The organism is Anaerotruncus rubiinfantis (assembly GCF_900078395.1).
Lineage (GTDB): Bacteria > Bacillota > Clostridia > Oscillospirales > Ruminococcaceae > Anaerotruncus > Anaerotruncus rubiinfantis.
Window position 1 is genome coordinate 1,130,379 of the sequence record NZ_FKLA01000009.1, and the last position, 23,458, is coordinate 1,153,836.

Annotated in this window: 21 protein-coding genes; 15 read left to right on the forward strand and 6 right to left on the reverse strand. The window is 56.5% G+C overall.

The features are described from left to right. Positions 1–14 precede the first annotated feature (14 nt). On the forward strand, positions 15–2,234 hold the full coding sequence (locus BN4275_RS10945) for an RNase J family beta-CASP ribonuclease (protein ID WP_242863639.1): 2,220 nt from the start codon (positions 15–17) through the stop codon (positions 2,232–2,234). A gap of 166 nt (positions 2,235–2,400) precedes the next feature. On the opposite strand, the gene BN4275_RS10950 is transcribed toward BN4275_RS10945, so the two are convergent. Beyond that, complete coding sequence (locus BN4275_RS10950; protein ID WP_066458007.1) at positions 2,401–2,742, reverse strand: GIY-YIG nuclease family protein; 342 nt, start codon at positions 2,740–2,742, stop codon at positions 2,401–2,403. Further along, positions 2,742–3,224, reverse strand: a complete 483-nt coding sequence (locus BN4275_RS10955; protein WP_066458008.1) for a DUF6530 family protein — start codon at positions 3,222–3,224, stop codon at positions 2,742–2,744. The genes BN4275_RS10950 and BN4275_RS10955 overlap by 1 nt, the downstream gene beginning before the upstream one ends. A 241-nt stretch (positions 3,225–3,465) precedes the next feature. Between BN4275_RS10955 and BN4275_RS10960 the strand changes: the two genes are divergently transcribed. The 8 genes from BN4275_RS10960 to BN4275_RS10995 all read left to right on the forward strand — a co-directional run bounded on the left by BN4275_RS10960 (position 3,466) and on the right by BN4275_RS10995 (position 13,017). Next, positions 3,466–5,442: a DHH family phosphoesterase gene (locus BN4275_RS10960; protein ID WP_066458010.1), complete on the forward strand. Its 1,977-nt coding sequence runs from the start codon at positions 3,466–3,468 to the stop codon at positions 5,440–5,442. A 164-nt stretch (positions 5,443–5,606) separates the two neighbouring features. Beyond that, positions 5,607–6,056, forward strand: a complete 450-nt coding sequence (rplI, locus tag BN4275_RS10965; RefSeq protein ID WP_066458013.1) for a 50S ribosomal protein L9 — start codon at positions 5,607–5,609, stop codon at positions 6,054–6,056. Between the two features lie 66 nt (positions 6,057–6,122). Then, complete coding sequence (gene dnaB, locus BN4275_RS10970; RefSeq protein ID WP_066460382.1) at positions 6,123–7,439, forward strand: replicative DNA helicase; 1,317 nt, start codon at positions 6,123–6,125, stop codon at positions 7,437–7,439. Then, on the forward strand, positions 7,429–8,820 hold the full coding sequence (gene tilS, locus BN4275_RS10975) for a tRNA lysidine(34) synthetase TilS (RefSeq protein ID WP_066458016.1): 1,392 nt from the start codon (positions 7,429–7,431) through the stop codon (positions 8,818–8,820). Before dnaB ends, tilS begins: the two co-directional genes overlap by 11 nt. Then, complete coding sequence (gene hpt, locus BN4275_RS10980) at positions 8,810–9,349, forward strand: hypoxanthine phosphoribosyltransferase (RefSeq protein WP_066458018.1); 540 nt, start codon at positions 8,810–8,812, stop codon at positions 9,347–9,349. The genes tilS and hpt overlap by 11 nt, the downstream gene beginning before the upstream one ends. 107 nt (positions 9,350–9,456) lie before the next feature. Next, entirely contained in the window at positions 9,457–11,466 is a 2,010-nt protein-coding gene (gene ftsH / locus BN4275_RS10985; RefSeq protein ID WP_118479415.1) for an ATP-dependent zinc metalloprotease FtsH, read from the forward strand. Positions 11,467–11,496: 30 nt separating this feature from the next. Further along, the gene (locus BN4275_RS10990; protein WP_066458020.1) at positions 11,497–12,438 is read left to right on the forward strand and encodes a 1-phosphofructokinase family hexose kinase; all 942 of its coding nucleotides are present in this window, start codon (positions 11,497–11,499) and stop codon (positions 12,436–12,438) included. Between the two features lie 51 nt (positions 12,439–12,489). Continuing rightward, a complete protein-coding gene (locus BN4275_RS10995) occupies positions 12,490–13,017 on the forward strand; it encodes a cysteine hydrolase family protein (RefSeq protein WP_066458027.1) in 528 nt (175 codons plus the stop codon). A 43-nt stretch (positions 13,018–13,060) separates the two neighbouring features. Here the strand turns inward: BN4275_RS10995 and BN4275_RS17330 are convergent, their stop codons facing one another. Then, positions 13,061–13,234: a hypothetical protein gene (locus BN4275_RS17330; RefSeq protein WP_154018877.1), complete on the reverse strand. Its 174-nt coding sequence runs from the start codon at positions 13,232–13,234 to the stop codon at positions 13,061–13,063. Between the two features lie 149 nt (positions 13,235–13,383). Beyond that, positions 13,384–14,172, reverse strand: coding sequence for a FadR/GntR family transcriptional regulator (locus BN4275_RS11000; protein WP_066458029.1), 789 nt, complete (start codon positions 14,170–14,172; stop codon positions 13,384–13,386). Between the two features lie 332 nt (positions 14,173–14,504). Between BN4275_RS11000 and BN4275_RS11005 the strand changes: the two genes are divergently transcribed. From BN4275_RS11005 to BN4275_RS11020, 4 genes are all read left to right on the forward strand, one after another. Then, positions 14,505–15,734: a YgeY family selenium metabolism-linked hydrolase gene (locus tag BN4275_RS11005; protein WP_066458031.1), complete on the forward strand. Its 1,230-nt coding sequence runs from the start codon at positions 14,505–14,507 to the stop codon at positions 15,732–15,734. A 259-nt stretch (positions 15,735–15,993) separates the two neighbouring features. After that, complete coding sequence (gene dgoD, locus BN4275_RS11010) at positions 15,994–17,142, forward strand: galactonate dehydratase (RefSeq protein WP_066458034.1); 1,149 nt, start codon at positions 15,994–15,996, stop codon at positions 17,140–17,142. Positions 17,143–17,208: 66 nt separating this feature from the next. After that, on the forward strand, positions 17,209–18,201 hold the full coding sequence (locus BN4275_RS11015; RefSeq protein ID WP_066458037.1) for a Gfo/Idh/MocA family protein: 993 nt from the start codon (positions 17,209–17,211) through the stop codon (positions 18,199–18,201). Positions 18,202–18,225: 24 nt separating this feature from the next. Continuing rightward, complete coding sequence (locus BN4275_RS11020; protein WP_066458041.1) at positions 18,226–18,990, forward strand: HpcH/HpaI aldolase family protein; 765 nt, start codon at positions 18,226–18,228, stop codon at positions 18,988–18,990. Between the two features lie 29 nt (positions 18,991–19,019). Here BN4275_RS11020 and BN4275_RS11025 read toward each other — a convergent pair whose 3' ends face one another. Both BN4275_RS11025 and BN4275_RS11030 read right to left on the reverse strand, forming a co-directional pair. Beyond that, the gene (locus BN4275_RS11025) at positions 19,020–20,147 is read right to left on the reverse strand and encodes a GntR family transcriptional regulator (RefSeq protein WP_066458045.1); all 1,128 of its coding nucleotides are present in this window, start codon (positions 20,145–20,147) and stop codon (positions 19,020–19,022) included. Positions 20,148–20,253: 106 nt separating this feature from the next. After that, entirely contained in the window at positions 20,254–21,399 is a 1,146-nt protein-coding gene (locus BN4275_RS11030) for an iron-containing alcohol dehydrogenase (RefSeq protein ID WP_066458048.1), read from the reverse strand. Between the two features lie 356 nt (positions 21,400–21,755). On the opposite strand from BN4275_RS11030, the gene BN4275_RS11035 reads away from it, so the two are divergent. After that, positions 21,756–22,841 carry a TRAP transporter substrate-binding protein gene (locus tag BN4275_RS11035; RefSeq protein ID WP_066458051.1) on the forward strand — a complete coding sequence of 362 codons (1,086 nt, stop codon included), beginning with the start codon at positions 21,756–21,758 and terminating at the stop codon, positions 22,839–22,841. A gap of 127 nt (positions 22,842–22,968) precedes the next feature. After that, the gene (locus BN4275_RS11040) at positions 22,969–23,451 is read left to right on the forward strand and encodes a TRAP transporter small permease (RefSeq protein WP_066458054.1); all 483 of its coding nucleotides are present in this window, start codon (positions 22,969–22,971) and stop codon (positions 23,449–23,451) included. Positions 23,452–23,458: the final 7 nt, after the last annotated feature.

Sequence of the window (23,458 nt, forward strand, 5' to 3'; positions counted from 1 at the left end):
CGGAGGTAAATTTTGTGACAGATGAAAAAAAAGTCGGCGGGAAGCTGACAGCAGAACAGCTCGAGCTCGGGTTGGATTTTCTGGAGAAACGTTCGGTTGTGGAACGGAATGCACAGCCGAAGCAGAAAAAGCCCAAGGCGGCGGTAAAAGACGTCGCGGCCCGACTGCTGCAAAAGGCGCTGCCCAAACAGCCGGATGTGCCCGCAACGCAGGCCCCGGAGCAGCCGCAGCAGGTAAAACAGCCCGAAAAGCAGGCGCAGCGCCGTAAAAAGAACAGTACGGCGGGCGTCTCTGCAGCCAATAAAGCGGAGCCCGCGAATAAACCTGCCGCGAACGCAGCTTTGCAGCAGAAAAAGAAATCCGCCAAGCCCAAACAGCCGTCGGCGGGAAAACAGCCCGAACGGCAGGCTGAGAAAAATCAGCAGCCGGAAAAGAAACCGGAAGCTCCGAAACAGAACCGCCGCGGTGCAAAACCTGCACAGGCAAAAGCGCCGGTGCAGGAGACGGCGATCCAGGCCCCTGCGCCTGGCGGAAAAAAGGGCAAAAAGGGTCAGAAAGGCGCGAAGGAGCAGCGCAAGCCCCCGGTACGGATCATCCCGCTCGGCGGTATGCTCGAGGTGGGCAAGAATATGACCGCCTACGAATGCCAGGGGGATATGTTCCTGGTGGACTGCGGCATGACCTTTCCGGATGAGCAGATGCTCGGCGTCGACCTGGTGTTGCCGGACTTCAGCTACATCGCAAAGAACCGCGACCGGCTGCGCGGCGTGGTCATCACGCATGGGCATGAGGATCATATCGGCGCGCTGCCGTATTTCCTGAAGGAGTACAACGTCCCGGTTTATGCCACCAAGCTGACCATCGGCCTGATCGAGAACAAGCTGCGGGAGCACGGGCTTTACGGCAAGGTCAAGCTGGTGCAGATCGCACCGCGCGAGACGATCAAACTCGGCTGCATGGAAGTCGAGTTCATCCGGGTGAACCATTCGATCCCGGACGCGGTCGCGCTGGCTATCCACACCCCTGCCGGCGTGATTATTCAGACCGGCGACTTTAAAATTGATTACACCCCCATCATCGGGGATATTATCGACCTTGCGCGGTTTGGCGAACTCGGCAGCCACGGCGTGCTCGCGCTGCTGTCCGATTCGACCAACGCCGAACGGCCGGGCTTTACCCCGACCGAACGCACCGTTGGCGAGAGCTTCGACAAGCTCTTCAAGCAGGCTGCCGAAAAACGGATCATCGTGGCGACCTTCTCCTCAAACGTCCACCGGATACAGCTCATCTGCGAGGCGGCCGCCAAACACGGGCGCAAGGTAGCGGTTTCCGGACGCAGCATGGTCAATGTGGTTGCGACCGCGATCGAGTTGGGCTATCTGACCCCGCCCAAAGATGTCATGATCGACATCGATGACCTGAACCGGTACCGTCCGGACCAGGTTGTGATCATCACCACCGGAAGCCAGGGCGAGCCAATGAGCGCGCTTTCGCGTATGTCGACCAACGACCACCGCAAGGTGAGCGTCAGCCCGGGCGACTTCATCATCATCAGCGCCACCCCGATCCCCGGCAATGAAAAGACGGTTGGCCGCGTGGTCAATGAGCTGATGCGGCTGGGCGCGGATGTGATTTATGAGCGGATGTACGAGGTACACGTTTCAGGCCATGCCTGCCAGGAGGAACTCAAGATCATGCTGGCGCTGACCCGTCCGAAGTTCTTCTTCCCGGTGCACGGCGAATTCAAGCACCTCAAGCGGCACGCGAGCCTTGCGCTGGCAATGGGCATGGATTCCGACCATGTCTTTATCGGCGAAAACGGCAAGGTGTTCGAGTTGGACGGCGTATCGGTCAAATCCGACGAGACCGTTCCGTCCGGACGCGTGCTGGTCGACGGGCTCGGCGTGGGCGATGTCGGCAGTATCGTGCTGCGCGACCGCAAGCATCTCGGCCAGGATGGGCTGATCGTCGTGGTGACCACCATCGACCAGCGCACCGGCGAGATCATTTCGGGCCCGGATATCGTTTCCCGCGGGTTCGTCTATGTGCGGGAGGCGGAGGATATGCTTTCCGAAGCGAAAAATATCGCGCGTCAGGCGCTTGAGGAATGCCGCAGAAACAATGTCCATGAGTGGGGCACCCTGAAAAACCAGGTGCGCGACGCGCTGTCCTCCTATTTCTACAGCCGCACCAAACGAAGTCCGATGATCCTGCCTGTGATCCAGGAAATCTAGGCGCATGTCATTTGCGGCGCCCGTTCGCCGCTGGCGAACGACCGCGCGATGCGCCTCATAGGGAAGGGCGGCCCGCCCTTCCCCATGGGCCCCATCCTTCCGGGGTTGGTGGGCCTGAATAGAGAAAACCACCGCCCGCGGTTCTGCCGCGGGCGGTGGTTTTCTTTTAATAGGAAAGGGCAGGGTCGAATTTTTCGGCCCAGAGTTCCCCAAGCGCTTCGAGATCGGCCTTGAATTCTTCCGGGGTTTGGTCCTCCTTTTGGGTGAGTTCCTCGATAACCTCAAAAACAAAGGCTTTTCCGCCAAAGCGGTTCCAATCCTTTTGTAGTTTCATACTGACGCAGGAACCGGTCATCTGAGAAAATTGAAACTGATTGCGGCTGCCTTCGAGATTGGTCACCGCCTGCAGCAGGTAGCGGCCGCTTTCTGTGTTGCGGATGACATAGACCCCGCCGGACAGCGGCCGCTGTTTGTAGGCGTTGATCAGGTCCTTTTTGTGGGAATCCATCAGTAATTCAGCTCCTTTAAAATACGCGCGAGGACCGCGAGACGTTCCCCAAGCAGTTCGTCGTCCTGGGCGAGCGCCTGGGAAAAAAGTTTCATGTCCTCGTCGATCATGGGATTTTCAGTGCAGACCGAAACGGTCATGGCGTCACCCTGCAGCCCGACCCGGTCGATGACAGGCTTTTCGGGATCGTAGCCCTTGGGAAAACGGTAGCTCTCCTCCCGGAAGAAAAGCCTGGCGCGGCAGATGAGGATGGCAAGATCGACGACCCGATGCAGCGGCAGCTCCTCCGACTGGCGGGACCATTTCTCGCCGGTATAGCGCCAGACCTTGGCGGAGATGTCAAGTTTGCCGCGGTCGTTCCATTGGGCAAGGCCGAGGGAAAGCCCTTTGGCATCGGAATGATAGGCGCTGCGGCCATCGATCTGCTCATAATCCTCCGCGACAATGACCGGCTTGTGTTTCAGTGTGGTTGGGATATTCATAAGGGCTCTCCTTTAGTAAATTAGTAAAATAGTAATTTAGTAGTTACAAGTGTAGCGGAATGGGACGGGATTGTCAAGGTTTTCGCCGCATTTTCGCCGCAAAAGATTCTAAAGATTGCAACCAAAAGAGGATCGTGATATAATAAGCAGGATAATAGGGTTCATAGGTCTTTGCGGGCCTTTCCCGCAGGATGGCGGCCTTTCCCACTTTGATCGACATTGTGATGAATGAGGTTTCACTGTGAAAAAGAACGTAAATTTGTTCCGGCCGATTTTGTATATCGTGACTGGATGCTGCGTGGCAATGACGCTGGCGTCGCTGTTTTTCAGCCTGCCGCTGTTTTACATCTGCCTTGGCGTGACACTGGTCTGCACCGGGCTGATCCTCTGGCAGCTGTATGTGATCCGCAGGTATATCAACACCTTCCTCATCGAGATGGGCCGCGCGCTGACGACCGTCCAGCAGGACGCGCTGCTCGCGTTCCCAATCCCGGTGTTTGTCTGCAACGGGGAAGGAGAGATCCTCTGGTGCAACCGGCTCGCGCAGAACCATGTCCTGGAGGACGAAAACGTCTATGCAAAGAGCATCCAGTCGGTCGCGCCCGGCCTGGACGTCACCCGCAAATGCCCGGAAAAAGGGCATGAGGTCGTCTACAAGGGCCGCAGCTATGTGGCGTACAATGTGCGCGCCGTCAGCCGGGACAGCGAACTTTATATGGTGTATTTCTTTGAAAATACCGAGCTGCGGCGGTATGCGGACGAATATTTCGAGACGCGGCCTTCGGTGATGATCCTGCTTGTTGACAACTATGAAGAGCTTTCTCAGAACCTCAAGGACAATGAACGCACCCGCGTCATGGGGCAGATTGAATATGTCGTGAGCAAGTTCTTGACCGAGAGCGGCGCTTTGATGCTGCGCACCGAGCGCGACCGCTTTCTTGCGGTGATCGAGGAGCGCAACCTGCAGGGGATCATCTCCGCGCGGTTCGCGCTGCTCGAGCAGGTGCGCAATATCCAAATCGAGGGAAGCGTTGCCGCTACCCTTTCGATCGGCGTGGGGCGCGACGCGGCGAATCTTTCGGAAAGCGAACAGTTCGCGCGGCAGGCGCTCGATATGGCGCTCGGGCGCGGCGGCGACCAGGCCGCTGTGCGCAGCGCGTCGGGATATGAATTTTTTGGCGGCGTGTCGAGCGGCGTGGAGAAGCGCACCAAGGTCAAGACCCGGATCGTCGCCACCGCGCTGGCGGAACTCATAGGCGGCAGTGACAATGTGATCGTCATGGGGCACAGGCTTTCGGATCTCGACTGTTTCGGCGCCTCGGTGGGGATTGCGAAAGCCGCGAAACTGATGGGTAAGGACGCTTATATCTGCATCCGGCGCAATGCGAATCTGGTCGATCCGCTTTTCGGCAAGCTCGAGGAAAACGGATATACAAATGTCTTTATTGAACCGGAAACAGCGCTTTCACTCGTCACCAAAAAGACGCTGCTCATCATCTGCGATACCCATATTAAACAGTTTCTGGAGTCAAGCGACGTTTATGAGGCCTGCAAAACGGTCGTCGTCATCGACCACCATCGCAAGATGGTCGGCCACATCGACAACGCCGTGATCTTTTACCATGAACCATATGCTTCCTCCGCGTCCGAAATGGTCACCGAGCTGGTGCAGTATTTCGGAGAGAAATTCCGTCTGGGACGCATGGAAGCGGAAGCGCTTTTGGCGGGCATCATGCTCGATACCAAAAACTTTGTCATCAAGACCGGCGTGCGCACCTTTGAAGCCGCGGCCTACCTGCGCAAGATCGGCGCAGACACGGTGGAGGTGCGGCGGCTGTTTGCCAGCCCGATGCAGTCGTATCAGCGCAAAGCGAAGCTGGTGGCCAACGCGCAGATTTATAAGGGATGCGCCATTGCCGTTTCGACCGATCACGGCGACGCGGAGGACATCCAGGTGACGGCGGCGCAGGCGGCGGACGAACTGCTCAATATCACCGGTGTGCAGGCTTCGTTCCTGGTGTTTGAGCTGAACGGCGGGATTTCCTTCTCAGCGCGCAGCATGGGCCAGATCAATGTGCAGATCATTATGGAAAAACTTGGCGGCGGCGGGCACCTCACGATGGCCGGCGCGCAGATGACCGGGATCGGCGCCGAAAAGGCGAAGGAGCTGCTTGTCGGCGCGATCGACGCCTATTTCGAGGAAAACTCCCGCAAATAAGAGCGTTTTTGCCGCGGTTTGCCTTTGGGCGCTTTACGGAGCGTGCAATCCGGGCTTGTGCCGTTTTCGGCGTATGATTTCTTTGCTTCTTTCTTTTTTACAAGAGAAAAAAGAAAGAAGCAGCTTTGGCAACACGAATTTTTAAGATAGAAGGAGAATGTAACATGAAAGTCATCCTCAAACAGGACGTTAAGGGCAGCGGCAAAAAAGGCGAGCTGCTCAATGTTTCGGACGGGTACGCCCGCAACTTTCTGATTCCGCGCGGGCTTGCGATTGAAGCGAACGCGCAGGCCATGAATGAATTCAATTCCAAGCAGGCGGCCGCCGCCCACAAGATCGAGGTGGAAAAACAGGCCGCGGCGGATCTGGCGAAGCGCCTTGAAGGCAAGACGGTCAAGCTGACCGCGAAAGCGGGCGCGAATGGCAAACTGTTCGGCTCGGTCACCTCGAAGGAGATCGCGGAGGAGGTCAAAAAGCAGTTCGGCGCGGATGTCGATAAACGCAAGATTGTGCTCGAAGGCGATATCAAGGCGTTCGGCAGCTATACGGCGCAGCTTAAGCTTTATCCAAGCATCACCGCGAGTATGTATGTGGTCGTGGGAGAAGCGGACTAAGTGAAAGAACGAAACGGAAGGGGTGTGCGGGCATTGGCAGATTTCGACGGGCAGTACGCCCAGCAGATGCCCTACAGCCTCGAAGCGGAGCAAAGCGTGCTCGGCGCGGTGCTGATCGACGCTTCCTGCTTCCCGGTCGTGCTCGAAAACCTGCGTTCGGAGGCGTTCTACCGCCCGCAGCACCAGCAGATATTTGAAGTGATGGCCGCCATGTTTAACGGTAGCCGCACGATGGACTTCATCACCGTCCTTGACGCGGTCAAAGGGGAGAACATCTTTGAGACCGATGAGGACGCCAAAATCTATCTGACCAACCTCGCGCAGGTGGTGCCTTCGGCGGCGAACGTCGAGGCATACTGCCGGATCGTGCGCGAAAAATATTACGTCCGAAGGCTGATCACTGCTTCGCAGGAGATCATCGGAATGGCGCAGGAAAGCCAGGCTGAATCGGACGTGCTGCTCGACTCAGCCGAACAGAATATCTTTGAAATCCGCCAGGGGCGCAGTTCGGGCGCGTTAAAGCATATCCGGACGGCGATCACCGAAACCTATGAAACGCTCCAGCACCTGTCCGGGGAGGACCGGGACAAGTATAAGGGCATTTCGACCGGCTACCCGGCGCTCGACCATGTTATCACCGGGCTCAACCGCACCGACCTGATCCTGGTCGCCGCGCGCCCCGGCATGGGAAAGACCTCGTTTGCGCTGAACATTGCGGAAAGCGTGGCGGTCAAGTCCGGCAAGACGGTCGCAATCTTTTCACTCGAAATGAGCAACGAACAGCTCGCGCAGCGGCTGCTTTCCTCCCAGGCGTCGATCGAGGGCAAATGCCTGCGCACCGGCGAGCTCACGGGGGACGACTGGGTGCGAATCGCAATGGCGTCCCAGGTGCTCTCGAAAGCGGAGATCTATATGGACGATACGCCGGGCATCACGGTGGGCGAGATGAAAGCGAAGCTCAGAAGGCTGCGCAAAGTTGACCTTGTGATCATCGACTACCTGCAGCTGATGTCCTCCGGCCGCCGGATCGACAACCGCGTGCAGGAAGTCTCGGAGATCACCCGAAACCTCAAGATCATGGCAAAGGAGATGAACGTTCCGCTCATCACCCTTTCGCAGCTTTCCCGTGGTCCGGAATCCCGCGCCGGCCATAAGCCGATGCTTTCCGACCTGCGTGAATCCGGTTCGATCGAACAGGATGCGGACATCGTTCTGCTGCTCTACCGCGAGGACTATTACGAGCGGGAAGAGGCGGAGGAGCGCAACGTGGTTGATGTCGATGTGGCGAAAAACCGTCACGGTGAAGTCGGCACGGTCAAGCTTGGCTGGGACAACCGCTACACAAGATTTACCAATTTGGAGTTATCGCGTGATGAACCGTAAGGCGAGAGCCACAATTGAACAGTTCGCAATGCTCAGGCAGGGTGACACGGTGATTGCAGCCGTTTCGGGCGGCGCGGATTCGGTCGCCCTGCTCGATTTTTTGTGTTCGCTTGCCGGCCTTTCGCTGACTGTCCGCGCCTGTCATCTGAACCACTGTCTGCGTGGGGAGGAAAGCGACCGGGATGAACAGCTCGTGCGTACCATGTGCCAGGAATACGGCGTGCCGCTCGATGTGAAGCGGGTGGAGATCCGCCCGCTCGCGGGCAAACGCGGCACCTCGATTGAAGAGACGGCGCGCGATGAGCGCTACGCCTTTTTTGCCGCGCTGCAGAAGCAGCACGGAGGCAGGGTTGCCACCGCCCACACCCTTTCGGACACAGCCGAAACGGTGCTGCTGAACCTCGCGCGCGGCACCGGAATTGCCGGGCTCGCGGGCATCCCGCCGGTGCGGGATTACCTTATCCGGCCGCTCATCGCGTGTTCGCGGGCGGAGATCGAACAGTATTGCTATGACCATGGGCTCTGCTTTGTGACCGATTCGACCAACCTCTCCTGTGACTACACCCGAAACCACATCCGCCAAAACGTTCTTCCGCAGCTCAACCGGGTGAACCCGGCGGCGCTCACGGCGATCGGCCGGATGACCGACGCGCTGCGGCAGGACGCCGATTATCTGGCCGGCCAGGCGAGAGAGGAGCGGGAACGTCTCGCAAAGGAAGGCGGGATTGACGCTTTGGCGCTTGCCGCGCGGCATCCCGCGATTCGTTCGCGGGTGATCGCGGACCTGCTCGCGGCAAATGGGATCGAGCGGAGCGCGGAACGCATTGCGCTTATAGAAGGGATGCTTGGCGGCAAAAGCAAATCGGTTCTGCAGGTCGGTCGGGGCGATTATGTGACGGTGCAAAGGGGCATACTGCGTCTGGAACGCCGGGAACGGCACCGGGTCGGGCCGCTTAAAGCCTGTCAATTCCAAAAGGAAGCGCTCGATGGGCTGCGCGTACCGCTCGGCTGTGGGAAAACGATAGAATTTTCCCGCATAAACTGTGCAGATTATGAAATTTTTGAGAACAATACCGAATCGGTCTTAAAAAACGCGGTGGATTATGATAAAATAAAAACTGATATTTTTTTGCGCTCCCGCGCGCCCGGCGACCGGATCCGGCCAGTGGGGCGGGGATGTTCAAAACCGCTCCGAAAGCTGATGAACGAGCTTATGCTCGCAGGCCGTGAGAGCTTGTGTGTCATCGCGGACAGCGGAGGCGTGCTTTTCTGTGAGGGAATCGGCGCGGACGAACGGGTCAAAATTGACGGCGGGACCAAAACGGTGCTGACTTTTGCCATCAGTACCGAAACGACGGAGGGAAGCGGCAATGAAGGATGATATTTTAAAGGTCCTCATCAGCGAAGAGGAACTGCGGCGGAAGGTCCAGGAGCTTGGAAAACAGATCAGCGAGGACTACAAGGGGAAAAACCTCCTGGTTCTTGGCGTGCTCAAGGGTTCGTTTATATTTATGGCCGACCTGATCCGCGCGATCGACATTCCGCTCGAAGTGGAATTTATGGCGGTATCGAGCTACCACAGCGGGGTAAAAACCTCGGGAGTGGTTAAGATAATCAAGGATATTGACATCAATCCCCAGAATGTGAATATCCTGATTGTGGAGGATATCCTCGACAGCGGGCTTACGCTGAGCTATCTCAAAGGGCTGTTTTTGCAGCGCGGCGCGACCAACATCAAAATTGCGACCCTGCTTGACAAACCTTCCCGCCGCGCGGCGGATATCTTCGCCGACTACAAGGGCTTCGAGGTGCCGGACGCGTTTGTTGTGGGCTACGGCCTCGACTACGCGGAAAAGTACCGTAACCTGCCGTATGTCGGCGTGCTCAAACCGGAAGTTTACGGCGAATAAGCCGCATGCTATAGAAGAATCATGATACGCAAAATGACAGGAGTGAACCACGATTGAACAAAAGGTCTAAGGGCGTTGGCGTATACATCTCGGTGTTTCTGCTGCTGATGCTGATGGCGACGCTGCTGCTCTCCTCGCTGCAGACAACGCCTGTTACCGTGAAATATTCCGAGGTGATCGGGTATTTTGAAAGACAGGAGATCAAGGAGTTTGAACTGGATCTGGGTACCGGCGTTTTAAACGCCACCTTCCAGGACGACAGGAAACTGACGGATTACAAGGTCCCGAATGTAAACCTCTTTTTGACGGACGTTTATTACGACCATTACGACGGGTCGCCCACCTACATCCAGCAGTATAATGAGGCGCATCCCGATCAGAAGATGACCGTCAACTTTATCCGTCCAAAGGAGACGCCGTGGTGGGTCGCCATGCTGCCATCCCTGCTCCTGCTGGGCGCGCTCATTTTCTTCTATGTGATGATGATGCGCCAGGCGCGCGGAGGCGGCGCGGGCGGCGTGATGAGCTTTGGCAAGGCCAAGCCCCGCATGCCGGACGAAGGCCCAAAGGTCACCTTCGCGGATGTCGCGGGGGCAGAGGAGGAAAAAGAGGAGCTCGTCGAAGTTGTCGAATTCCTCAAGGCCCCCAGCAAGTTTAACGCGCTCGGCGCGCGCATCCCCAAGGGCGTACTGCTGATGGGCCCTCCCGGAACCGGTAAAACCCTGCTTGCGAAAGCGGTAGCGGGCGAGGCGGGAGTTCCGTTCTTCTCGATTTCCGGTTCCGATTTTGTCGAAATGTTCGTCGGTGTCGGCGCGTCGCGCGTGCGCGACCTGTTCGAGCAGGCGAAGAAGAACGCCCCGGCCATCGTATTCATCGATGAGATCGACGCGGTCGGCCGCCAGCGCGGCGCGGGCCTTGGCGGTGGACACGACGAGCGTGAGCAGACCTTGAACCAGCTGCTCGTCGAGATGGACGGATTCGGCACCAACTCGGGCGTCATTGTCATCGCGGCCACCAACCGGCGCGATATCCTCGACCCGGCGCTGCTGCGCCCGGGCCGTTTCGACCGCCAGATCATGGTCGGCTACCCGGATATCAAGGGCCGTGAGGCGATCCTGCGGGTTCACACCCGCAACAAACCGATCGCCCCGGACGTGAGCCTGCGGGTCATCGCGGCCTCGACGGCTGGCTTCACCGGCGCGGACCTCGAAAACCTCACCAATGAAGCCGCGCTGCTCGCGGCTAAGAAGAACCTCAAGGCGATCACCATGGCGGAGATCCAGGAGGCGACCATCAAGGTGATCGCCGGGCCGGAGAAGAAATCCCATGTGGTCACCGAGAAGGACAAAAAGCTCACCTCCTACCACGAGGCGGGCCATGCGGTCTGTACCTATTACCTGCCCACGCAGGACCCGGTGCACCAGATCTCGATCATTCCGCGCGGCATGGCGGGCGGTTATACGCTCTCCCTGCCGGGCGAGGACAAATCCTATGTGACCAAGCGTGAGATGAACGATGACATCGTCACCCTGCTCGGCGGCCGGATGGCCGAAAAGCTGGTGCTGGAGGACATCTCCACCGGCGCGTCGAATGACATCGAGCGCGCTACAAAAGTTGCCCGCAACATGATCATGCGGTACGGCTTCTCTGAGAAGCTGGGACCGATCGTCTATGGGCACGATGAGAACGAAGTATTCCTGGGCCGTGATTTCTCGAGCACGCCGAGCTATTCGGACAATGTTGCGGCGGAGATCGACGCGGAAATCCGCGAGATCATCGACACTGCCTACGAACGCGCGCGGGATATCCTGACCGAGCATATGGATCAGCTGCATGAAGTGGCAAAATTCCTGTTCGAGAACGAAAAAATGGAGGGCGACGAATTCGCGGCAATGATGGAAGGCCGCCCGCTGCCTGAAAAACCGGACTATTCAATCTTCTCCGCCGCGCAGAAAAAAGAGGAGGAACGGCAGGCTGCCGAGGACGCTGCGAAACAGCAGACAGCCTCGTCCGAGCCGCCCGCACAGCCCGGTGGAACCGCCAGCAGCGAACCGTCTGAGCCCGCTCAGCCGCGGCAGCCGGAGGAATCCGGCGGAGAAGGGGAACCGCGGGAATAAATTCCGAACCAATGTAAGGGTGGGTGTCGTATGCTATTCAAAAAGATCATCACACTTTCCTTAAACCCGGTGGCGGATATCACCTGTTATGTGGAAAATTTTGAACCCGGCGGGGACATCATGGTGGAAAGCGAACTGTATGACGCGGCGGGCAAGGCGGTTGACGTATCCCGTGTGCTGCAGAGCTACGGTATCGCGAACACTGCGCTGATCGTCGCCGGGGAAGAGAACAGCAAGCGCTATTTCAACCGCCTCAAGGACGAAAATGTCAGCACACGCGTCATCTATACCGAGGGACGCCTTCGGGAGAGCATCAACATCGTGGACCCGAAGGGCAGGTCGGTGCGCCTGGTGCGCAAAAGCCCCAGGCTGACTTCTCGCGCAATCAACGAGCTGGAGATCGCCCTTTCGGAGGAGATCGAACCCGCTACGTTGGTGGTGGTCGCGGGAGCCATGCCGGAGGGCGTGACCGACGACATCTTCTGCGAAATCTGTTCATTTATCCGGGAAAACGGCGGTTCCATCGCACTTGATACCAAGTCGGCAACGCTCGAGAACATTGCGAAGATCCAGCCCTGGGTCATCAAGCCAAATTATGCGGAGCTGTGCGCGCTGGTTGGACACGAACTGAATGGCCTCGAGGAGGTTGTCTGCGCGGCCAAGCGGCTTGCCGGGCTGGGTATCCGGCACGTGCTCGTGAGCCTGAGCGCCGAGGGCGCGCTCTACACTGACGGCGAGGTTACATACAAGGCGGATGTGCCGGAGCTGTCGGAAATAAAGTCCACCATCGGCGCCGGCGACGCGGCGCTCGCGGGGTTCATCATCGCGCATGACTACAAATATGACCTCAAGCGTTCGCTGCAGCTTGCGGCGGCGTTTGGGACTGCTTCCTGCCTGGTGGAAGGCACTAATCCGCCGCGCAGGATCTCGGTGGCCATGATCAACAATCAGGTCAAGGTATATGAAATCTAAAATTGAAAAGCCGGACGGTTGTCCGGCTTTTTTTTGAAAGGGGCAGTTCTGATGAAAAAATTGCTGGTCGTTGTGGATTACCAAAAGGATTTTGTGGATGGGGCGCTCGGCTTTTCGGGCGCGGAGCTGCTGGAAGGCCCGATCTGTGAAAAGATCGCCGCCTGCCGTGCCCAAGGCGGCGAAGTGGCATTTACCTTTGACACGCATGGGGACAATTACCTTTCGACCCAGGAAGGAAGGAAACTCCCGATCGTCCACTGCATTGACGGCACGGATGGCTGGAAGCTTTATGGCGCGGTCGCACACTGCCAAAAACCGGGTGACCGAGTGTTTAAAAAGCCTGCGTTCGGGTCAGCGGAGCTGTTTGACTATCTGCGCGCTGGGCAATATGACGAGGTTGAGCTCTGCGGGCTTGTCTCGAATATCTGCGTCATTTCGAACGCTGCGCTGGCAAAGGCCGCGCTGCCGGAGGCGCGGGTTGTGGTGGATGCGAAGGGCACGTCCTGCATGGACCCTGCGGCCAACTGCAGAGCTCTCGACGTGATGGAAGGATTCCAGGTAGAGGTCATCGGAAGGTAAAAGGAAAAAAGGCGGCGCCGCTATGGAAGCGGCGCCGCCTTTTTTAGTCATAATCGCTGAGCAGTTCCTGCGCGCACTGCTGCAGATCGCCCAAAGAATGAAGTTCCTTGGCCCTCCAGCTCACAGCGTCCCGCACATTATCGGGCAAAGTGGTAAAAAATTGATGAGCCTGCGGGCTCTGAGCGATCAGGTTATAAAGGTCCTCATACGGTTTCATAGAATCACCCCGCAGATAGTATCTGCAATGCGGCGGGAAACCATACAGAAAAAAGATCAAATTTATTTTACAGTTGCCAATGTGGTGGGTAAGCGATCCTTGGGACGGCTAAGCGAAGGTGCTTGCAGAAGAATCCGTGGGTGTCTTTTTCATTTCCCGGCCAAAGCATCCTGGGATTTTTTTCTGCGTTTCGGCTCATTTTTCTCCTGCGTCTGCGTGTCGAAGTAATCCTGATAGCGGTTCATGATCCGCTGCAAATGGATTTCGACGGCACGGTCGGCTGCCGCGGGATCCCGCTCCTTGATCGCCCCAAAGATCGCGCTATGCTCCTGGGAAGTGATCTCGGCACGGCCCGCGGAGATGACGGTCATCCGATAGATCCAGCGATGGGTCGCCTGCCAGATCGCGTTAATCGCTTTGTAAAGATAGGGGTTTTGTGCCGCCTGGGCAACCGCCTGGTGGAAAGCAAAATCTTCCGCCACATAGATTTTGAGATCTTCCTCCGAATCGGACAGGTGAGCGAGCATCTTATCCATATGCGACTGCAGTGTGGCGATATCCTCCTCGGTGGCGCGGATCGCCGCAAGCTGTGCAATCTGCCCCTCCAGGGCACGGCGGGCTTTCAGGCATTCCAAAAGGTCGGACTGCTCGCGCATGAGGGAAGTGTTTTTTGTCGTCATGCCGGCTTCCATTGCATCAAATGGAATTTCATTGAGATAAATGCCGTCACCGGGCTTGATGGTGACAATATTGGAAAAGGCCAGCGCCCGCATTGCCTCGCTCACGGAAGCGCGGCTCACCTGCCACTGGTCGGCGAGCGTCCGTTCGCTGGGGAAGCGGTTGCCGGGCTGTATTTTTCCGGATTTAGCCATTTCGACAACACTGTTGATGATTTCGTCGACGACTGTTTTTTTCACAATGGGTTTCAAGTTTGGCATTGTGCGCACCATTCCTTCTGTGTATTCGCACTGCGGACAGGTCATAACATCTGCTATTATAACTTTCTTGTTACAAGCTGTCAATCGGCTTTATCCGCTGGGCTTTCCCGGAAGGAACAGGATTATGGTTACATTGCATAAATGTGATTTATCAAGTTTATTTTTTTAAAAACTATTGACAATCGTTAGCTGAGATGTTAAATTATAAAACAGAGTGTTAGAGATTTGATTTGGGTTTATTTTTTGAAAATTGGCCTGGTCACTTAGCCGGTTGTGAACTTTTTCGGCTGTTGATACCAATTTTAGTTTTCTAACAGGAGGAGAATTTGTCGATGGAAAAACTCTATGAACAGATCACCGAATATGCCGAAGCTTTCCGCGAAGAAATGGTCAGCTTTGTGCAGCGTCTGGTGCAGACTCCGAGCGAATCGCAGCATGAGGAGAATGTTGCAAAGCTGATCACCGAAGAGCTGACCAAACTCGGTTTTGACGAGGTGTTCACCGATCCTTATGGGAATGTTGTCGGCATTTATAAAGGTACTGGCGGCGGGGACAACATTCTTTTCAACTGCCACATGGACCAGGTTGCTTCCGGCAACCCGGATGACTGGGAATATCCGCCCTACAGCGGTGCGGTTGCTGACGGCTATATCCATGGCCGCGGCGCTTCTGACACAAAAGGCGCGATGGCTGCGCAGGTTTACGGCGTCTATATTCTCAAGAAGCTGGGCATCCGGCTCAAGGGTGATGTGCTGCTGACCTTTGTCATCGATGAGGAGCCGGGAGACATGTGGGGTATGAAGCACCTCTGTGAAGGCTATCTCAAAAAGATTCCGATCGCATTGGGCGTGCTTGGCGAATCCACCTCGCTGGATGTCTACCTCGGCCACCGCGGCCGCACTGAGATCGAACTCATCAGCCGCGGCGTTATGAGCCATTCGAGCGCCCCGTGGCTGGGTGTCAACGCGGTTGACAAGATGGTTCCGGTCCTCGCGGCTCTGGAAGAACTCAAAAAGGATATGAAAGAGGATGCCTTCCTCGGGAAATCCACCCAATCGGTCACGCACATCAGCTGCACGCCGGGTTGGGGAAGCACGGTCCCGGATGTCTGCCGCGTATGGATCGACCGCCGGTATATTCCTGGTGAAAGCGCGGAAGGGGTTCTCGCGGATATCCGCCGGGTGATCGCCGCATGCAAGGAGAAGGACCCGGAGATTAACGTGACCGCCAATATGAGGGTGTTGTCCCATACGAGCTACACCGGCCTCAAAGAGGACGAGAACATGGATAAACCGGCTTATCTGGTGGAACAGGATAACCCGTATGTGGTCAAGACGGTGGCCGCCCTCAAAAAGCTGGGCCAGAATCCCGGCTTTGACAAATGGAATTTCGGCACCGACGGCGCCTATACCTTCTGCTATCTGGGGATTCCGACCATCGGCTATTCCTGCTGTGAAGAAATCTATACCCACCGTCCGAAAGATCGCGTGAATATCGACATGCTCGTCAAGTGCGCGGCCGGAAACGCCAGCATCTGCCTGGAAGTCTGTGGACAGGCGTAAACATTGATACCTTCTTATTTTTACATCCTATAGAGAAACCGGGCTGCCCATTTGGGCGGCCCGGTTTCTCTTTTCTGATTTACGAAAGGAAAGGCGGAAGCCCTGTCGGCGAAACGGGAAACAAAAAACCCCCTGTTGTTTTTCTGCTTCTTCTATTGCAAGTGCTGATGGGAACAGGTATAATAAGATTAAACCAATATACTACCTGTTGGTATTTGAAAGATCGGGCCTCATAGAACAAAACAGGGAGGAAAATCAGATGAAAATTACCGAGGTAAACACCTATCAAGTTCGCCCAAGATGGGGATTTGTCGAGATTTTGACCGACGGTGGGCTCGTTGGATGGGGCGAGCCTGTGGTCGAAGGAAAAGCCGCCACAGTCCTTGCCTGTGTGGAGGAAATGAAACCCTACCTGTTGGGTGAAGATCCCATGCGGATTGAAGACATCTGGACCAAGCTTTACCGCGCGGGGTTCTACCGCGGCGGTCCGGTCATCATGAGCGCCATCGCTGGGATCGACCAGGCGCTGTGGGACATCAAGGGCAAATTCTTTGGCGCGCCGGTTTACCAGCTGATGGGTGGAGCCTGCCGGGACCGGATGCGGGTCTATTCCTGGATCGGCGGCGACCGGCCCAGCGATGTGGCCGCGGCCGCGAAGGAACGCCAGCAGGCGGGCTTCACCGCGATCAAAATGAATGCGACCGAGGAACTCCAATACATAGACACCTATGATAAAGTGGACGCGGTGCTCGAACGGGTAGCGTCGATCCGGGAAGCCACTGGGAAATATTTCGGCATCGCGGTCGATTTCCATGGCCGGGTGCACCGTCCGATGGCAAAGGTGCTGGCAAAAAAGCTCGAGCAGTTCGACTTGATGTTTATTGAGGAGCCGGTGCTCTGCGAGGATATGGAGAGCTTTGCCGATGTGGCCCGCAACACGCATATCCCGATCGCCACCGGCGAGCGGCTTTTCTCCCGCTGGGATTTCAAGCGCCTCTTGCAGCAGGGCTATGCCGACATCATCCAGCCCGACTTGTCCCACGCGGGCGGCATCACTGAGGTGAAAAAGATTGCTTCAATGGCAGAGGCGTACGATGTGGCGCTGGCGCCGCACTGTCCGCTCGGCCCGATCGCGCTCTGCTGCTGCCTGCAGGTGGATGCCACCTGCCACAATGCGGTGATCCAGGAGCAGAGTATGGGCATCCATTATAATAAAGGCGCCGGTGTGCTCGATTATATTCTGAACAAAGAGGATCTGGACTTTGTGGATGGTTATGTGCGCCTGCCGAAAAAGCCGGGCATCGGCGTGGAGATCAATAAGGAACTGGTGCTGGAGGAAGCGAAGAACCCGCACGGATGGAAAAACCCCGTCTGGCGGCATGCGGACGGTTCGATCGCCGAGTGGTAAAGGGGGGCTGGCTCCCCCCGGAAGCCGGAGGGGGCGGGTCTGATGAAGCAGAAATGAGGGATGTGGATGCAAACGGTAAACTGGGGCATGATCGGCTGCGGGGAGGTAACTGAGACCAAAACCGGGCCGGGTCTTTATCTCGCCCGGGATTCCCGGCTGGTGGGGATCACCAGCCGTACCCTTTCGCGGGCGCAGGCATGGGCGGACCGCCACGGGCATGGGCGGGTATATGAGAATGCCGCCGCGCTGGCCCGCGACCCGGAAATTGACATCCTGTATGTGGCTACCACACCGGACAGCCACAAACAGTATGCGCTGCTCGCGGCCGAGTCGGGCAAGCATTGCTATCTGGAAAAACCGATCGCCATGAATATGCGGGAGGCCGCGGAGATCCAGGAGGCTTTCCGAAAAAGCAGGACAAGGTGTTTTGTGGCCCATTACCGCCGGGGGATGGGGCGCTTTAAACGGATACGGGAGCTGCTGCTGGCAGGTGAAATCGGCCGGGTGCGGTGTATCCGGATCTTTCGTTCGCAACGGGCGGTGCTGCCGGACCCAAAGACCGGCAAACGCAACTGGAAATATGATCCCGCTTACAGCGGCGGCGGAATCTTTTTTGAGGGTGACGTCCATCTGATCGACCTGATGGATTTTCTGGTTGGGCCGCTCACCTGCTGGCAGGTTTGCGCCGACCGGCTCACCGACGCCTATCCGGCTGAGGATCTCGCTTCGATTATCCTGCGCGGACAGGAGGGGGTGCTCATCAGCGGGCTGTGGGATTACGCTGCCTGGAAGCCTCAGGACGAGGTGGAGATCTGCGGGGACAAAGGGCTTATCCGCTTTCACTACGCGGACAATTCCAGCCCCACGATCCTGGAAAATGAAAGCGGCACGCGGGAGATTTGCGTGCCGGAGGAGCGCTATGTCGGCGCGCCGCAGGTGCAGGACATCGTGGACGACCTGCTCGGCAGGGGAAACTGTTCGAGCACGCTGGACACCGCCATGCGTACAATGGAAATCTGCTGCGGCATGTGGCAGTCTTATTTAAACCAGAACTCATAAATATCAGCGGAAAGAGGAGTAGTCATGAGAAGCATCCGGAAAAAACTGCAGAACAACGAGGTTTGCATCGGCAGCTGGATTCAGATTCCCAGCGCCGACATTGCCGAAATGATGGCGCGCCAGGGATTTGACTGGGTGGCGGCTGATATCGAACACACCGAAACCACCAACGCACAGACCATCGAACTTTTCCGCGGCCTTGGCCAGAATACCGCCCCGATGGCGCGCGTCCGCTCCAACGATACGCTGGCGATCCGCCAGACGCTGGATATGGGCGCTTCCGGCGTGATTGTTCCGCTGATTGAAACGGCGGAGGAAGCAGCGAAAGCGGTCGCCGCCGCGAAGTATCCGCCTGAAGGGGTTCGGGGATTCGCCTTCTGCCGGGCCAACAACTGGGGGGAGGATTTCGACGAGTATGTCGCCCGCATCAATGACGAGGTGGCTGTCATCGTGATGATCGAGAGCAAAAAAGCCGTGGAGAACATCGATGAAATCCTGGCTGTGCCGGGTGTGGACGGAGTGTTCATTGGTCCGTACGATATGAGCGGCTCCTATGGCATTCCTGGCCAGACGGGCGATCCATTGGTGACCGGCGCCTGTGACCAGGTCGTCGCGGCCTGCAAAAAAGCCGGCAAAGCCGCGGGGATTCATATTGTCACCCCCACGTGTGAATCGGTGTCCTCCTATCTGGAGAAGGGGTTCACCTTCATTGCGCTGGGCATCGACACCTATTTCCTAGCAACGGGCATGAAGGCTGCCCTGAAGATGGCCGGGGAGTTTTCAAAATAATCTACAGATGCGGCAAGGCCGCCAGAGCATCAAGCTCTGGCGGCCTTTTTCGGTAATTGCAGGGGCGGGCGGCTGGCATTTGGGACGCCGGTTGAATTGCGCACCACCAGTGTGCTGGGGATGATAACCCGCACTTTGTAGACGTCCGAAGGGTTATCCAGTTGGGTGAGCAGATTGTGCAGAGCTGTCTTGGCAAACAGCGGGATATTCTGGCTCACGGTCGTGAGCGGGGGATAGGTGTGCTTGACCTGCTCAATGTCGTCAAACCCCACGACACTGATGTCCTCCGGGACCCGCAGCCCTTTTTCATGCACTGCCTGCAGCGCGGCCATTGCGAGGCTGTCGTTGAAGGCGATGATCGCGGTGGGCAGATCGCCGGCGGCTTTCTCAAGGATGTTCCGGGCGGCCGTATAGCCGCTGCCGGATTCCCAGGTGGTTTCCTCCGAATACATGTTTTCAATATCGAGCCCTGCCCGCTGGAAAGCAACAACACAGGCGGAGTAGCGCTCCGCGGTGGACAGGTAGGAGCTGATGCCTTTAATCAGTGCGAACCGGCGGTGGCCCAGCGAGAGCAGATGCTCACAGGCGGAGATCATCCCGTAGAAATTGTCCGGAACCACCGACATCAACGGCGGGTAATAGTCGTTGAGCAGCACCGACGGGATGCCGGCCGACAATGCGTAATCGATAAAACGGCGGTCCACATTGCTGGTGAAGAAGATTCCCGCGTAATTGTTCCCCTGAAGGATCGCTGGAAAGTCGTCGTTGCTGTCCAGCGTGGAGTAGACCAGCGTGTAGTTGTGGTTTTTACACTCCTTTTCCAGATTATAGAACAAGGTAGCGTAAAACGGTTCGGTGATCCGATCGCTTTTCTTGGTGGAAGTGGGCAGGAAGAAAGCCAGCATCCGGCTGGGGGATGGTTTATGCGCGGGCGGGGCCTGCTGTACCACACGGGTGCCCACACCCGCCTGCTTTTCCACCAGGCCGTCGGCAACCATCATTTTTAGCGCCTGGCGCACGGTGGTACGGTCCACATTAAACGTTTCTCCGATCTCCCGCTCGGAAGGCAGAAGATCTCCGCAGCCATATGCGCCCGATTCGATTTTTTCCTTCAGGCTATCGTAAACCTGCTCGTATAAATATCTTTTTCCAGACATCACTTAAACCGCCTAAACTATTTGTTTCCGCTTGGTTTGGTTACAATCCAATTACATTACATTATAGCGCGGGATGCGTCATAATGTCAATCTCCTGGGCGGCTGCTTACATCGCTTTTTCAAAAATATCGCGATAGACCTGCGCGTCGACCGGCCGTGGATTGCAGGTGATGTGCCCGGTGGTTTTCTTTACCGTGTCAACCACGAAATCGAGATCGGGCTTTTCGCCGTGCAGATAGGGGGCGAGGGTGTCAGGCGCGCCCACCAGGCTGCGGATGCGCCTGACCTCTTCGATGGCGCGTTTTGCGTTGTCCATATCGCTGGCGCCGATCTTCTCCACGCCGAGCGCGCGGGCCACATCGGCGTATTTGCGGGTGGCGTGATCGATGTTGAATTCCATGGCGAGCGGCAGGAAGATCGAGCAGGCGTCGCCGTGCGGGATTTTGTACATTGCGCCGACCGGCTGTGCCATGATGTGCGCGATGCCGATGCCCGCGCTGATCGCCACGCCGCCGAAATAGCTGGCGACAAGCATGTCACCGCGCGCCTGCAGGTTGCCGGGCTCGGTGCAGGCGACAGGCAGCGCCTTGGCCGCCAGTTCCATCGCACGCAGCCCATAGATCTCGGTGACCGGGTTGGCGTTGAGCGAAACATAGCTTTCGATCGCGTGGCTCAGCGCGTCCATCCCGGTAGCGGCGGTGGCCTTGGCGCCGAGCCCCACTGTGAGCGACGGGTCGAGGATGGTGACGTCGGCGATCATGGTGGTGTGATAGAGGCTCTTTTTAAGTCCATTATAGTTGTTGGAAACGACCGCCACCTTGGTGGCCTCGGCGCCGGTGCCGGCGGTGGTGGGTACCGCGATATAGAAAGGCGGCAGCTTGGTGACCGGGCGGCCTTCCATCTGGTACTGTTCCACAAGCCCGCCGTTGGTGCTCATCATGCCGATCGCCTTTGCGGTGTCGATAACGCTGCCGCCGCCCACCGCAAGGGTGCAGTCGCAGCCGCTTTCGACATACAGGTCACGCCCGTTGTTGATCACATGCAGGTCGGGTTCGCCTTTGATGGCGTCGTAAGCAACATGGGCGATCCCATGTGCGTCCAGGTCGGCGCAGATCGACTGGTAGACGGGTGCGTTTTTGTCGTAAATTGCAAAGAAGGCCTTCCGCAGACCATACCAGGAGAGGATCTCACCGATCTCACCGACTTTGCCTTCGCCAAAAATCACACGGCGGTTTTGAATCATTTCCCACATAATTTGTCCTCCTCGTTTATAAATATTATCATTTTAATACAGATCATGTTTGGTACATGTTTGTAACATCTATCTTAAATCCATTGCACATAAATGTCAAGTGCTTCTTAAAAAAGAAGGAAAGAAATTTTATTTTCGGCAGAAAACCCGGTAATTTAACCAATAAATTAATAAAATTTAAATATAAAATGAACAAATTTCATTTTTAATGCAAAAATTAGGTTGTAATTAAAATAACAGTATGCTATGCTTTTAACAACAGATTTGCAATATGTTGTAAAATGGTGTGGATATTGCGGACCTGTAGGCTGAAAAACCAAACCAGTCTAAAACCAAACAAATCTAGGAGGAGACAAATGAAAATGGTTAAAAAGGTATTAGCGCTTGCTTTATCCGTGGCTCTGATCGGCTCCCTCGCCGCCTGCGGTGGCAGCACACCGGCACCTTCCTCTTCTGCTGCGCCCGCGGCTTCCGCTCCGGCCAGTCAGCCCGCGGCGGACGCTTCCGAACCGGCTGCCGATGCTCCGGCCGCTGAAGCGGAATTTACCATCAAGATGGCAACCCCTTCAAACCCGGAAGATAACTGTGTCATCGCCTTCTTCGAGTTTGAGAAGATGGTCGAGGAGCGTTCGAACGGCCGGATCGCCGTGGAAATCTACCACAGCGGCCAGCTCGGCGCGCACCGCGACTACATCGAAGGCATGCAGATGGGCAGCATCCAGGCCGCTGAGATCAATACCGCGGTTCTTTCCGGCTTTGATCCCAAGTTCATGGTATTCGACCTGCCGTATATCTCCAAGAGCACCGACCACCTCCGTCAGGTTCTGGATGACGGCCTCAACGACACCCTGGTCCAGTCCCTTGAAGAGAAAACCGGCATCAAGATCATCGGTTGGATGATCCGCAGCCCGCGCAGCCTCTACAACTCCAAAAACCCAGTCGTCACGGCGGATGATTTTGCGGGCATGAAGATCCGCATCATGGAAAGCCCGGTCATGACCAAGACCTTTGAGCTGCTGGGCGCTGTCCCGGTCCCGCTGGCCGCCAGCGAACGCTACATGGCTCTGCAGACCAAGGTGGTCGACGGCGCGGAAAACTCGGTTCCGCTGATCATCACGCAGAAGGAATATGAAGTTACCAACTACCTCTCGCTGACCGAGCACTTCATCACCCCGAACGTCATCACGATCGATGCGAAATTCTTTAATAAGCTTCCTGAAGACCTCCAGAAGATCGTTCTGGACGCCGGTGTGGAAGCGGGCGCTATCGCCACCAAGCTGGATGCCGACAGTGAATCCGCGGCCATCGAAGAACTCAAGGGCCTTGGCATGGAAGTCAACGAGTGCCCGGACAAAACCTCCTTCATTGAAAAAGTAAAACCGCTGTACGACGAATACCGCGATGAAATCGGCGGCGAGATCATCGACGCGTTCCTGAAATAAATCCTTTGCAATCAGTAATAAACTGAAAATTCCACGACCATTTTTCAAAAGGGCGCGGCGCAAAAGCGCGCCGCGCCCTTCCAATTGATCCGATTACAATTGATTCGATAGACGGGGGATATCTTGTATGAAAAAAATGATCCATATCCTTTATGACCTGGTTGTAGATAACCTCGTGCGCATCGTGGGGATTGTCATGACCATCAGCATCCTTTGCCAGATCGGCACCCGCCTGCTTTTGAAAGTGCCGTTCTCCTGGACGGACGAGCTCGCGCGGTTCAGCTTTATCTGGTTCTGCTTTTTGGGCAGCGTTATGACTCTACGCCACAATATGCATCTTGGCATCGATTACTTTGAAAGTAAGATGTCGCCGAAAGTGAAATTTTATAACCGTATCTTTGTCTACGCACTGGTGATTGTTTTCGGCGCGTTTGTTGCCTTTTTCGGCACCATGCTGCTGGAGATCGTTTCGATCCAGAAATCGCCGGTTATGCGCATGCCGATGGTCTATGTATATATGGCCCTGCCGATTTCCGGGCTTTTATATGCGATCCTCGGCGTTGATATGCTATACCATCATATTAAAGAAGGAAAGAGCGCGGCGGCCTGAGGCCCCG